The organism is Microbulbifer aestuariivivens (genome assembly GCF_039545115.1).
Lineage (GTDB): Bacteria > Pseudomonadota > Gammaproteobacteria > Pseudomonadales > Cellvibrionaceae > Microbulbifer > Microbulbifer aestuariivivens.
The window spans coordinates 230,094-243,299 of record NZ_BAABRT010000002.1 but is presented as its reverse complement, the minus strand read 5'-3'; the positions used below and the strand labels follow the sequence as shown (position 1 = coordinate 243,299).

The window sequence follows — 13,206 nt, the reverse complement described above, 5'->3', positions numbered from 1 at the left end:
AAACTTAGCTTCAGCCTGCTCTATGGAAAGCCCGAAGAATTGCTCGTATGCATGCTTTTCATCTAGCCCTCTAAGCCCGTGTTCTTTCCATTGAGTTTCGCTGGGTATTTTCATAGCACCTAACGCCTCAAACAGGGGCGAGCGTTAGCGAGTCCCGGCCGAAGGCCCTTGCTGGTTTGATTTGTTAGGTGACGCTCTACCATGTGATAACCCTACTCACACCGTAACCCGTGACGATATCTTCATTTGTGTATATCTCTATGGTTACCATATCATCCCACGTCAGGTTATCGGATTGCTCGGCGCCGACTTTAAGATAATCCTTTTCTGTGAATGGTATTCTGTTCCAGTACGTATAGACATTGCCTTGTACTGAATATGGTTTTAATGGAAGAAGTGACTCTGCTGCTTTAAGAGTTTGACCAATTTTAAAGCCTCCCAGTGAAAAAGGTTGACTGCCCCCGTCCTCTATAGTTGCGCAGGGATACCTGGTAGTTTTACCACTAAGAAATTTATAGCTTAGCAATGTAGTACTACAACCCATTTCGCCAGACTCATAAAAAGCAGTTATGTTCTGAATGGGATAGAAATAGCAAATTCCAGTGTACGATTCGCCAGCATCTCCCTCTTTATGAACTGGAGCATCGCCGATTTTTGAGATAATTTCTTTCAATTCGGTTTTTTCAAGTTCAAACCCGCCAAATTTTGTGAAATCACTTAGCTCTCCATCAGCAAAGACTGAAGAAGTGAAGCAGGCGATTAATGTTGGCAGGATACGAGATTTCATTTTCACCTAACGCCGCTAGCAGGGGCAGCCGGAGCGAAGCGTAGGCTGTCCAGCCCAGCCTCCGGCTGGGCGAACCTGCCTAGCTTGGTTATGGCTGACGCTCTCCTGGCCCACTACCAGCACTTTGCCAGCCACGGATTGGCTGGCCACTGCCAAATATTACGAGGCAAGAATACCGCACTTCCCTCACCAAATTATTAACTCATTGGCACTCCACAATACTGCAGTGGAATAGCCGCCTCTACCGAACCAGAGAGAACGCTCTAGGAACGAAACTGCTTGGACAGAGATCGACCGAGGTGATCAATGCCGGGCGCGAAACCAGTGCAAAGAATTACACGCTGGCACCAACGATAATTTTTACCGACCGGAAACATAACGCCGCTAGCAGGGGCAGCCGGAGCGCAGCGTAGGCTGTCCAGCCCAGCCACCGGCTGGGCGAACCTGCCTAGCTTGGTTATGGCTGACGCTCTGCGAGCCAACTACTGGCACTTTGCCAGCCACGGATTGGCTGGCCACTGCCCGATGTTGCGAGGAAAGAATACAGCACCTCCCCCACCAGATTATCAACTTAATGGCACTCCACGATACTGCAGTGGAGTAGCCACCTCTACCGAACCCGAGAGGACGCTCTGGGAACGAAACTGCTTCAGGCCGGAATGGCCAAGCTGCTCATTGCTGGACGCAAAAACAGTGCAAAATATTACCTGCTTGCACCAACAACAATTTTTACCGCCCGGCAACATAACGCCAAGCGCACGGGATTGCGCTGCGCAGCAGTGCAAGTCCTTCGTGGCGCGCCTTGTTATGCATTGCTGCCACTCAGCAGTTGGTTAACCTTTGGCTGTATAAACCAAATGCCTATTGGGAAAAACCAAAAAAGAAAAAAGGGGCCAGAATATGAAAAGAATGACACATTTTTCCCCTGCTCTAATTTGGCAAGTTGTTTAGCTGTGAAGCCTAATGCATAGAAAATGGATGCCATTGCTAGTAAGTGCATGACAACAATATAGCCTGGCAACTGGCCATTAGAGCCAAAGAAAAAGCTGCTACTTATGAGAATATACACAAGCGCATAAACAAGACCAAACTGCATTGGCTTAGTTGAGGACGCCAGCTCAGGGGGCAACAGCTTGGAACATGCCGACGCCACAGACCACAACCACCCAAAGAAGACAACAGCCATAAAAAATGTAGGAATAGCCATTACTATTGGATTTGGCAATTTACCGTTCATTATTGAATTAGCCATCATGGCTTGAGCAAGAAACATCGAGCCGACAAGAACTAAAAATAGCTGCCAATGTTTCGCCCTCAGATAAATGTTCATAACTCTCCTTTATGCATAACGCCGCTAGCAGGGGCAGCCGAAGCGCAGCGTAGGCTGTCAAGCCCAGCCACCGGCTGGGCGAACCTGCCTAGCTTGGTTATGGCTGACGCACTCCAGACAAGCTGCTGGCACTTTGCCAGCCACGGATTGGCTGACCACTGACCGATGTTACGAGGGAAGAATACCGCACCTCCCCCACCAGATTATTCACTTATTGGCACTCCACGATACTGCAGTGGACTAGCCAGACCTACCGAACCGGAGAGAACGCTCTAGGAACGGAACTGCTTGGATATGCGGCACAAAAACTACCAGATGCCGGACACTAACTAAAATAGTGCGAAAAACTACACACTGGTACCGGCAAGAATTTTTACCGCCCGGCAACATAACGCCGAGCCAAATGGACCCAAACCGCAGGTTTGGTGTCCATTTTGGGCGATTTGTTATGACTCATTTAAATTGCGCAATATTTCTATTGCTTGTTCTTTTTTATATTGAACTATGGCCTCACTGAATGTTGCACCTGAAACGAATCCGGTACTCCAAACTCCATTCACATCATAAGCCCACTCAAAGAATAGTGTTTGACCGGGCTTGCCATTAATTTTAATGAAATGCTCTTTGCCCATTTCACCGAAACGCTTTTCAAATCTTACTTCGTGTGGGCCCGGTGAAACATACTTATGGATGTAGCCACCATTCTTAAGACATCCGATTTTTTCGCCATCTATTGTGACAGGAGGACAATAGGCGCTGGCCGCAAATGCCGACTGCCTCATGATATATATAGATACCAAGTCAGATGCTTCTGGCTGAAGTGAGTTAAATGCTGGACCTGTTGCCATACAAGAGGCCAACACCATTGAAAGTATAATAATGGTTATTCTTTTCATGATTTCCATAGAGTCATAACATTTATATCGTAGTCGTCAGGACTGATATCCCACCGACGCATATCTCAAAATAGATTTCCCGCCAGAATGCGCTGAAAGCCCCGGCTGGTCAAGGCTTCAGCAGATTACACGGTATTACACCTCTGGGGATATCGGTCGTCACGACGACTATCCCTGTTTCGGGGTGTCGATCTAACCATCTGATTTACCAGCTATTTTTCCATTCTCCCGGTACTTCCCCAGGATAACCGTCGCTGCGATCGTTTTGCCGGGGAGATATTGCCCCATACTTCACTACGCTGTATATAATCACAGCACCCTTCAGCGAGGGACCGCTTATGGATGATATCCCTATACCGCTTCCTGCCAGGCCGGTTCGGTTTATGCACCGGCTTCGTGCCTTTATGCGTGGGCGACAGCTGGCTTACCGGACGGAAAAAACCTATTGCCTCTGGATAAAGGACTACCTGCGCTTTCACAAGATGCGCAGGCCTGAGGAGATGGGTAAAGCGGAGGTGGATGCCTGGCTGTGTTACCTGGCCTCGCAGCGCAATGTGGCCATTAATACGCAAAAGACTGCGCTCAATGCCATCGTTTTTCTCTATCGGCAGTTCCTGGGAATTGAGCTGGGCAGGCTGGATTTTGATAGAACCAGCAAAGGCCGGCGCTTGCCGGTGGTATTTACACATGACGAAGCCACGGCGGTGATTGACGGTTTGCAGGGGCACCACCGGTTAATTGCTTCACTGATGTACGGCGCCGGCTTACGGGTGATGGAGGCGGTAAGGCTGCGCGTGCAGGATGTGGATTTTGGCCATCATTGTATTATCGTGCGCGAAGCCAAAGGGGCTAAGTGGCGACGCACTCTGCTGCCCAAATCCATCGTCGCCCCACTCAAAGCACAAATTGATCTCGCGCTCTCGATTCATCAGCGCGATCTTGCCGAGGGCTTTGGAGCTGTCTACCTACCCTTCGCTCTGGAGAGGAAGTACCCCAGCGCGGCAACCAGCCCCGGCTGGCAATATATATTCCCCGCGCCGGAGCGGTCACTGGACCCCCGTAGCGATGTGATGCGGCGACACCATCTGGGCGAACAACAGGTGCGCCGCGCCGTAGGCAGGGCGATGGCACAGTGCGGCATCCGCAAGAAAGCCAGCTGCCATACGTTTCGCCATTCCTTTGCGACCAATCTGCTCGCTTCCGGCGTGGATATTCGGAATATCCAGGAGTTGCTCGGGCATAACGATATCAATACCACCATGATTTATACCCATGTTATTGGTATCCATGAGCGCGGTGTGGTCAGCCCTATCGATTGAGACCGGGGTTCCGCTGGCTTTCCGCTTGCTCGCTGGCAACCGCCCCAACCCGGACAAACCATGACCAGCATCAATTGAACGCTGGATTACTTGACCACTTGACAGCGCCTAGTCGTCGGCAGTGATTGCCTGTTGACTCGCCGGTTTCCCCAGTCTGGTCGCTTTACCCTAGCCCCTGCCGCCGGGATTTCGCATAATTGCCGGCCATCAAAAGACTCCCAAGCGACGGCCCGATGTATGTGGTTTAAGAATCTGCGCGTTTACCGCCTCACCAAAGAATTTGCCCTTTCTGCCGACAAGCTGAACGAGCTGCTGGAACCGCAGGCTTTTGTTCCCTGCGGCAGCCAGGATGCGGCCCGCTATGGCTGGGTGCCGCCGCTGGGCCGGCACGGCAGCGAGTTGGTGCATGCCACCAATGGTTACCTGATGGTCTGCGCCAAGAAGCAGGAGAAGGTACTTCCCGCCGGCGTAGTCAACGAGAAGGTGGAGGAGCGGGCACTGGCGATCTCCGAGCGGGAGCACCGTAGTGTTGGCCGCAAGGAGAAGCAGACGCTGAAGGATGAGGTGCTGCTGGAGATGCGGCCCAAGGCGTTTGCCCGCTCACGCCTGCACTATGCCTACATCGCCCCGCGTGACGGCTGGGTGGTGGTGGATGCCGCTTCCGCGTCGGCGGCCGAAGAGTTGCTGGAACACCTGCGGGAGGCCCTCAGCAGTCTGGCGGTGATCCCACTGTCGGCCAAGAACCTGCCGCAACAGGCCATGACCCACTGGCTCAGCGCACCGGAAGCGCCGGCCAGGTTCGAGTTCGGCCATGAGTGTGAGCTGCGCGACCCGAAGGACTCCGGCAGTGTCATCCGCTGCAAGAATCAGGACCTGTGCGCGGAGGAAATCCACAACCATCTGCTGGCCGGCATGCAGGTTCACAAGCTGGGGCTGGTGTGGAATGGCGGTGTGGAGTTTGTGGTGGACCACCAGCTGTCGGTCAAGCGGCTGAAGTTCAGTGATGAACTGATTGAGAAGGCCGACAGCGCCGACAGCGAAAATGCCGCCCAGCGTTTCGATGCGGATTTCTCGGTAATGACCCTGGAAATCTCCGCCCTGCTCACCGATCTGGTGGCCGCATTCGGCGGTGCCGGCGAGGGCGCCAGTGTGGATGAGATCGTGGCCCGCGCCAACCGCGCCGAGCAGGATCGCCTTGCCGCCGAAGTCGAGGAGGTGGTGCTCTAAATGCCCGGGCACCCTTTCAATATGCGCATAGACAATCTCGACCACTATCCCGAAGCCGTTGAGCGACTGGCGGACTGGCACTTTGAAGAATGGCGGCACCTGTACCCGGACCATTCACGCGAGGATTTCGCCCATGACCTGCGCCGCTGCCTGGAGCAGGCAATGATCCCCTCAACCTGGGTGCTGGTCAGCGAGGATGCCGGTGAAGCTGGTAGAGAGCAGACGGGCAACGGGGAAATCTGGGGTTCCGCCTCAGTGGTGGAGGAGGACATGGATAACAACCGTGACCTTGGCCCCTGGCTCGCCAATGTTTTTGTTCACCCGCATTATCGCGGCCGGGGATTTGGCAGCGCGCTTGTCCGGCATGTGATGGCGCAGTGCCGGGCTGCGGGGATGGAGTCCCTGTACCTTTTTACCCCGGACCAGCAGGGACTGTATGCCTCACTGGGCTGGCAGGCCCTGCGGGTGGAAAGCTACCACGGCGAGCAGGTGACCATTATGACGGCGCGCCTGGACCAGGACTGACCTGCTCGTAGCTGAGCGCTTGGCACCCTTAACGCGCCCCATCCGCGCCCTTACCACACCCTTACCGCGTTCCATCCGTGCCATCCGTGCCTCGCGGCCACCGACAAAAAACCCCGGTTTTCCGGGGTTTTTTGCGCTTTCATCATATTTTCACGATCGGCCGGTCTTTCTCACTCCAAAGCACGTGGTATTTCTCGTTTTCCGGGCGATCCACCCGCGAGAAAGTGTGCGCGCCGAAAAAGTCCCGCTGTGCCTGCAGCAGGTTGGCCGGCAGGGACTCACGGCGGAAGGCGTCGTAGTAACTGAGCGCGGATGAAAGTGCCGGGACCGGAATGCCGCGCAGGCTGGCATCGGCAACCGCACGGCGCCAGTTGGCCTGGTTGCAGGCGATCTGCTCGATAAAGAAGTCGTCCAGCAGCAGGTTGGAGAGTTTGATGTCGCGCTCGTAGGCATCGCTGATGGACTGCAGGAACACCGCGCGAATAATGCAGCCGGCGCGCCAGATGCGGGCGATCTCGGCAAAATTGAGCTTCCAACCCTGCTCCCGCGCCGCCAGCTTCATCAGGTCGAAGCCCTGTGCATAGACACAGATTTTTGCGCAGTAAAGCGCGTCGTGCAGTTGCCGGATGGCCTCGGCGCGCTCGGCCTGCGGCACCGGTTCGATTTCCGGGCCGAGCAGTTTTTTTGCGGCGCGGCCGCGCAATACCTTGCGGGTGGAGAGGGAGCGGGCGAATACCGCCTCGGCAATACTCGGCGCCGGGCAGCCCACTTCCAAACTGCTGACCGCGGTCCACAGGCCGGTGCCTTTCTGCCCCGCGCGGTCGAGAATAATATCGACCAGCGGCTGCTGTGTTTCGGCATCGACGGTGGCCAGAACCTCGGCGCTGATATCGATCAGGTAACTGTTGAGCTTGCCCTGGTTCCACTGGCGGAACACTGCGGCGATCTCCGCCGGCGACATTTCCAGGGCGCTGCGCATCACATCGTAGGCCTCGCAGATCATCTGCATGTCGGCGTACTCGATGCCGTTGTGCACCATTTTGACGAAGTGACCGGAACCGATAGGGCCGATATAGGCGGCACAGGGCTCCCCATCGGTGACCGGATTGCCGGGCTCGAAACGCTCAAGGGGCTGACCGCTCTGCGGGTCTACCTTGGCGGCGATGGCATGCCAGATGGGTTCAATGCGGGCCCAGGCGTAGGGGTCGCCGCTGGGCATCAGGGAGGCGCCGAAGCGCGCGCCCACCTCGCCACCGGATACCGCGGTGGTAAAGAAAATCAGTTTGCCCTCATAGCGCTTGCAGCGCTCCACCGAATCGGTCCACAGGCTGTTGCCGGTATCCACCACGATATCATCGGCCTTGAGGCCGGCATCGAGGAGTTTGTTGCACACATCGTCCACGGGAGCGCCGGCGGGTACGGACAGGATCACCAGATGCGGCGCTTTCACCCGCGCCAGCAGCTCGGTGTAGGAGTTGCAGGTCTCGATGCGGGCGGGCTGATCGCCGCGCTCGCGGGCATCCTGCTGCAACAGGGCATCCAGTTTGTGGTGGTCCAGGTCAAAAGCGCAGACGCGATAGCCATTGTCGGCCAGGTTGAGGATGAGGTTTTTGCCCATCACCCCGGCGCCAATAAAGCCGATATCGCACAATGATTCAGACATGGATCTCTCCGCAAAACTGTGGTGCTGCTGTCAGGGGCGCGGAGTATAGCAACAGGATGGCGGCCGAGGGAGGCTGAAATATCGCCGAATGCCGCGCCGCTGCGGCTTTAACAGGACTCCCGGCAAAACTCTAGAACAAAATACCGACATAAGCGCGCGGCGCACCATTTCATGCTGCCGGCACCGGGCAGGCGGCGGCCGCTATTGAACAGGGGCTGGGCAGGGCCAGAAATGACGGGGGGGGACGGGAGGAAAGCGCCCGCCCCTCTTGAGCGCTTTCCTTATAAAGAAGTAAGAATAGTGAAGATGAAGGATCAGAAAGTCACCGCGGTGTTCTTGTAGACGTTGCCGTCCTTCATCACAAACTGCACTTTCTCCATCACGCCGATATCCTCCAGCGGATTGCCGGGCACGGCCACGATATCCGCCAGCTTGCCCTCGCGGATGCTGCCCAGATTTTCCTTCTGACCGAGCAACTCCGCGGCATTGATGGTGGCGGCCTGCAGTGTCTGCAGCGGGGTCATGCCGAATTCCACCATGCGCGAGAACTGACGCGGATTCTGGCCATGGGGATAAACCGCCGCATCGGAACCGAACACCATCTTCACGCCCGCTTCCACCGCATCGCGGAAGCTCTGCCGCTGGCGGCTGCCTACGCGGCGCTCCTTCGCAAGACTCTCGGGGAGAATCCCGGCCTTCTCGCCCTCGGAGAGGATGTACTCGGTGACATAAATATCCATCGAAAGCACTGTGCCGTGTTTCTTTGCCAGGCGAATGGTCTCGCGGTCGAGAAAGCTGGCGTGCTCGATGGAATCGACACCGGCGCGGATCGCCGCTCTGATGCCCTCGGTGCCGTGGGCGTGGGCCGCGACAATTACGCCGCGATTACGCGCCTCCGCCACTGCGGCCTGCATCTCCTCCAGAGCCAGCTGCTGCGCGCCGGGCTCGGTGCCCTTGGACATGACGCCACCGGTGGCGCACAACTTGATCAGGTCGGCGCCGTACTTCAGGTTCTCACGGACTTTGGCGCGCACACCCCAGGGGCCATCCGCCACGCCCTCCCCCTTGACGGCAAATTCCTGCGGCAGCAGGTTATTGTCGCAATGACCGCCGGTAATACCGATGGCGGGGCCAGACACAAACAGGCGCGGACCGGGAATATCGCCATCGTTGATCGCATCCCGCAGTGCCACATCGGCGTAGCCATCTGCGCCCAGGTTGCGCATGGTGGTAAAACCCGCATCCAGTGAGGTCTGCGCATTCTTGACCCCGGTAATGGCGGAGCGGGCGGTGCTCCGCGCGAGGCCGCGATAACCGTGCAGATCCGCCGAGCCGGTCAGGTGAACATGCATATCCATCAGCCCCGGCAGCAGCGTGGCGCCGGGCAAGTGGATGGCGCCCTGCGGTGGTTGCGCATCCGCAACAACGGCGACAATGCGATTGCCCTCAATGGTGACCAGCGGCGACTCGATCACCTCACCGCTTTCTACATCAATCAGCCGATCCGCGCTCACATAAGTCACGGCGGCAGCCGCCTGCGCCAGCAGCCCGGCGGCGCCCAGCAAAAAGGCAAAGAGGGCTTTTTTCTTGTACATTCTTTCTTTTACTCCCGCAGGGAAAACATTCAAGGTGAGCACAAGTTTTACCGCATTGTTGGCGCCAATAACAACCTCCCCAGGATGACAAGCCAAAATAACTCCATGCCGACCGACAAAAACTACCCATATTCAATAGGAATGATGATCGATGACACAAGATGCCCTGATTCAGTTTTATCTCAGCAACCAATGGCTGGTGTTGCCGCTGTTTCTGCTGCTGGTGGTGGGGCTTGCGGTCTTCTGGTTTGGCGGGCTGATCGCCGCGCTGGTGGCTCTGGGCAACAGGGATTGGTTGTGGGGAATCCCGTCGATTTTTCTCGGCCCACTCACAGGGCTGCCCTACGCCCTCCGGCACCACGAGGCGGCCTACGCAAAAATGCTGATGCTGCGCGGCCTTGCCATGATGCTGGCCGCCCTGCTGCTCCTGCTGCTGCTCTGGTTTTTACTTTAAGGAACACTAACAGGCGGTTCAGCGATTCCTGCTAGGTTTCCCTGCACAGCCTTAACGCGACCCCGGTGCGCCGGGGTCTGCGCAATTGCCGGGCGCTCTGTTTCAGCAGCCCTCAACTCCCTAACTCCTAACTCCAAACTCCAAACTCCAACCTCCAAACCCCACTCCTCACTCCCCAAATTTTCAGGGTACTGGCCTGCGGCGCGGCAGTTGCCGGGAATCGGTGCTGTGCGGATAAGTGCTGATCGGCGCTGACGACCGCCCAATCAGGCGCATTCTTGCAATCAGCACTAACCTAATGGACTAAAAAGCGAACCATGAAATGGACAGCAAAATGAACCACAAGTCACTGACTGGTTAGGCAGAATCGCCGGCTCCGCTGGCGTTCAGCCACATAGCGCTTTTGTGTATCATGCGCGGCTTCAGCACATTTTTTGACCAGATTGTGGCCAATAAAACGCGGCTGACCCGCGCAGCGGACAAAAGTGAAAAGCTGTAAAGCGAATAAGCTGTAAGCCATAAAGCCCAGAAGACAGTCACCGATACCAGCAGCGAGTAGCGCCCATGAGCACCACGGCATCCCCCAGTGAACAGCAGGCCCAGAGCCCCGCACAGAAGAAAGGCTTCACCCGCTTTCTGGAAACCGTCGAGTGGCTGGGCAACCTGTTACCGCATCCGATCACCCTGTTCGCGATCTTCGCCGTCTCGGTCATCCTGATCAGCGGCGTGGCCTCCTACTTTGGCCTGTCGGTGGCCGACCCGCGCCCGCTGGGCGCCGCCGGGCGCGCGCCGGACGGGGTGATCGAAGTCTTCAACCTGTTTTCCGGCGAGGGGCTGCGCTATATCGTCACCAGCCTTGTGAGCAACTTTACCGGCTTTGCGCCACTGGGTACGGTGCTGGTGGCGCTTTTGGGCGTGGGTATTGCCGAGCACTCGGGCCTGCTCAGTGCCGCCATTCGCGGGCTGGTGCTGCAGGCCTCCCAGCGCAGCGTCACGGTGATCGTGGTGTTCGCCGGCATTCTCTCCAACACCGCCTCGGAGCTGGGGTACGTGGTGCTGATCCCCCTCGCCGCGATGATTTTCCACTCCCTCGGTCGTCACCCGCTGGCGGGCCTCGCCGCCGCTTTCGCCGGTGTCTCCGGGGGCTACAGCGCCAACCTGCTGATCGGCACCGTGGACCCGCTGTTGTCCGGCATCACCGAATCGGCGGCGCATATGATCGACCCCACCTATACGGTGGGTCCGGAAGTGAACTGGTTCTTTATGATGGCCAGCACCCTGCTGATCACGCTGATCGGCAGCTGGGTGACCCTGGCGATTGTCGAACCCAAGCTGGGCAAGTACGACCCCAGCGAGGCATCGGTGGATTTGTCCAAGGACAAGATGGGCCAACTGACCGCCACCGAGAAGCGCGGCCTCAAAGCCGCCGGACTCTCGGTACTGGCGGTCTCGGCACTGTTTGCCCTCTCCGTCGTGCCCGAGTGGGGGGTGCTGCGCAACCCGGAAACCGGTGCGGTGGCCGGCTCCCCCTTCCTGAAAGGCATCGTCGCCCTGATCGTGGTGTTCTTCGCCGTACCGGGTTTTGTCTACGGCCGTGTCACCGGCTCGATGAAGAATGACCGCGATGTGATCAATGCCATGTCTCAGAGCATGAGCACCATGGGCATGTACATCGTGCTGGTGTTTTTTGCCGCGCAGTTTGTCGCCTTCTTCAAGGTCACCAACCTGGGCACCATCTTTGCCGTGGTGGGCGCGGACACCCTGCAGAGTATCGGCCTCAGCGGCCCGCTGCTGTTCCTGTTCTTTATTATGATGTGCGGGTTCGTGAACCTGATGCTGGGCAGCGCCTCGGCGCAGTGGGCGGTCACCGCCCCCATCTTCGTGCCCATGCTGATGCTGCTCGGCTACGCCCCGGAGATCATCCAGGCCGCCTACCGGATTGGTGATTCGGTCACCAACATCATCACCCCCATGATGAGTTACTTCGGCCTGATCGTGTCCTTCGCCACCCGTTACAAGAAAGATCTGGGTATCGGCACCCTGATCTCCACCATGATCCCCTACTCGATTTTCTTCTTTGTGGGCTGGACACTGCTGTTCTTCGTCTGGGTATTTGCCCTCGGCCTGCCGGTCGGCCCCGGCGCCGCCACTTACTTTGGCAGCTGATACCGTTAAAATGGCCGGCCGCACCCGGGTGCGGCCCGTTTAAAAGTGAGAGTCCCTTTCCATGAGTTCACTACAGGATCAACTGCTCAAGGCCGGTCTGGTCGACAGCAAGAAGGCCAAGCAGGTCAACAAGGAAAAGCGCAAGCAAAACAAGGTGGCCAAAAAAGCCGGCCAGCCGCAGGTGGATGAAACCCGCCAGGCTGTCGAGCAGGCCCGCGCCGAGAAAGCGGCACGGGACCGCGCCCTGAATGCGGAGCGCGATGCCGCCGCACGGGAGAAAGCCATCACCGCACAGATCAAGCAGCTGGTGGAGAGCAACAAGCAGCCAAAAGGCGGCGGCGATATCGCCTACAACTTCACCTTCGAGCGCAAGATCAAGAAGATTTATGTCTCCGCGGCGGTGCGCGACCACCTGGCCGCCGGCCGACTGATGATCGTCGGCCTGGACGAAAACTTTGAACTGGTGCCGCGGGTAATCGCCGAAAAAATCAGCGAGCGCAAGCCAGATGCGGTGGTGCAGCCCCCCGCCGACAGCGCTGCGCCCGCAGAGGACGATCCCTACGCGGAATTCCAGATCCCCGACGATCTGATGTGGTGAGCGGCGCTTGAAATCCGACGAGGAAATTCTCCGCTCGGTTCAGCAGTGGCTGGCCGATGTGGTGGTGGGCCTGAACCTGTGCCCCTTCGCCCGCAAGCCCATGCGGGCGGGGCAGATTCGCTTCGCCATCAGTGACGCGCAATCGGATCAGGTGCTGATGGAGCACCTGCAGGCCGAGATCCAGCGGCTGGATGAGCACCAGCCAGCGGAGCTGGAAACGACGCTATTAATCGTGCCCGCACACCTGCAGCGGTTTGAGGACTTCAACCAGTTTCTCGACCTGGCGGAGTGGCTTATCGACCGGCAGGGTTACAGCGGCGTTTATCAGCTGGCCACCTTCCACCCCGATTACCAGTTCGCCGGCACCACCGCGGAGGACACCGAGAACCTCACCAACCGCGCGCCATTGCCGATCCTGCACCTGATCCGCGAGGCCAGCATCGAGCAGGTTCTGGAAAAATATCCGGACCCGGATTCCATTCCGGACAACAACATCCGCCGAGTAGAGCAACTGTCGAGGGAGGAAAAGCGCCGGCTGTTCCCCTACCTCTTCGGCGATGATGACTCTCGCTGACCTTCATCGGTGACCTTCATCGGTGATCTTCATAGGTGATCGACTTCGGTAATCGGCTGCGCTGATCAAACC

The 13,206-nt window shown here is 57.5% G+C and carries 12 protein-coding genes; 7 read left to right on the top strand and 5 right to left on the bottom strand.

The features are described from left to right. Nucleotides 1-196: 196 nt before the first annotated feature. The 3 genes from ABEA58_RS02300 to ABEA58_RS02290 form a co-directional block, all read right to left on the bottom strand. The gene (locus tag ABEA58_RS02300; protein WP_345548468.1) at nucleotides 197-787 is read right to left on the bottom strand and encodes a hypothetical protein; all 591 of its coding nucleotides are present in this window, start codon (nucleotides 785-787) and stop codon (nucleotides 197-199) included. An 805-nt stretch (nucleotides 788-1,592) separates the two neighbouring features. Further along, nucleotides 1,593-2,117: a hypothetical protein gene (locus ABEA58_RS02295; protein ID WP_345548467.1), complete on the bottom strand. Its 525-nt coding sequence runs from the start codon at nucleotides 2,115-2,117 to the stop codon at nucleotides 1,593-1,595. A 446-nt stretch (nucleotides 2,118-2,563) separates the two neighbouring features. Further along, nucleotides 2,564-3,022: a DUF2846 domain-containing protein gene (locus ABEA58_RS02290; RefSeq protein ID WP_345548466.1), complete on the bottom strand. Its 459-nt coding sequence runs from the start codon at nucleotides 3,020-3,022 to the stop codon at nucleotides 2,564-2,566. A gap of 374 nt (nucleotides 3,023-3,396) precedes the next feature. Between ABEA58_RS02290 and ABEA58_RS02285 the strand changes: the two genes are divergently transcribed. From ABEA58_RS02285 to ABEA58_RS02275, 3 genes are all read left to right on the top strand, one after another. Then, a complete protein-coding gene (locus tag ABEA58_RS02285; protein ID WP_345548465.1) occupies nucleotides 3,397-4,332 on the top strand; it encodes an integron integrase in 936 nt (311 codons plus the stop codon). A gap of 237 nt (nucleotides 4,333-4,569) precedes the next feature. Beyond that, on the top strand, nucleotides 4,570-5,559 hold the full coding sequence (gene rdgC / locus ABEA58_RS02280) for a recombination-associated protein RdgC (protein WP_345548463.1): 990 nt from the start codon (nucleotides 4,570-4,572) through the stop codon (nucleotides 5,557-5,559). Continuing rightward, nucleotides 5,560-6,084, top strand: coding sequence for a GNAT family N-acetyltransferase (locus ABEA58_RS02275; protein WP_345548461.1), 525 nt, complete (start codon nucleotides 5,560-5,562; stop codon nucleotides 6,082-6,084). Nucleotides 6,085-6,226: 142 nt separating this feature from the next. Here ABEA58_RS02275 and gndA read toward each other — a convergent pair whose 3' ends face one another. Beyond that, a complete protein-coding gene (gene gndA, locus ABEA58_RS02270) occupies nucleotides 6,227-7,747 on the bottom strand; it encodes an NADP-dependent phosphogluconate dehydrogenase (protein WP_345548459.1) in 1,521 nt (506 codons plus the stop codon). A 314-nt stretch (nucleotides 7,748-8,061) separates the two neighbouring features. Beyond that, nucleotides 8,062-9,342 (bottom strand): Xaa-Pro dipeptidase, encoded by a 1,281-nt coding sequence (locus ABEA58_RS02265; RefSeq protein WP_345548457.1) that lies wholly within the window; start codon nucleotides 9,340-9,342, stop codon nucleotides 8,062-8,064. A 151-nt stretch (nucleotides 9,343-9,493) separates the two neighbouring features. Here ABEA58_RS02265 and ABEA58_RS02260 point away from each other — a divergent pair, with 151 nt between their 5' ends. The 4 genes from ABEA58_RS02260 to ABEA58_RS02245 all read left to right on the top strand — a co-directional run bounded on the left by ABEA58_RS02260 (nucleotide 9,494) and on the right by ABEA58_RS02245 (nucleotide 13,134). Next, nucleotides 9,494-9,796: a hypothetical protein gene (locus ABEA58_RS02260; RefSeq protein ID WP_345548455.1), complete on the top strand. Its 303-nt coding sequence runs from the start codon at nucleotides 9,494-9,496 to the stop codon at nucleotides 9,794-9,796. A gap of 564 nt (nucleotides 9,797-10,360) precedes the next feature. Then, a complete protein-coding gene (locus ABEA58_RS02255) occupies nucleotides 10,361-11,962 on the top strand; it encodes an AbgT family transporter (protein ID WP_345548453.1) in 1,602 nt (533 codons plus the stop codon). Between the two features lie 61 nt (nucleotides 11,963-12,023). After that, on the top strand, nucleotides 12,024-12,560 hold the full coding sequence (locus tag ABEA58_RS02250; RefSeq protein WP_345548451.1) for a DUF2058 domain-containing protein: 537 nt from the start codon (nucleotides 12,024-12,026) through the stop codon (nucleotides 12,558-12,560). A gap of 7 nt (nucleotides 12,561-12,567) precedes the next feature. After that, a complete protein-coding gene (locus ABEA58_RS02245; protein ID WP_345548449.1) occupies nucleotides 12,568-13,134 on the top strand; it encodes a DUF1415 domain-containing protein in 567 nt (188 codons plus the stop codon). Nucleotides 13,135-13,206: the final 72 nt, after the last annotated feature.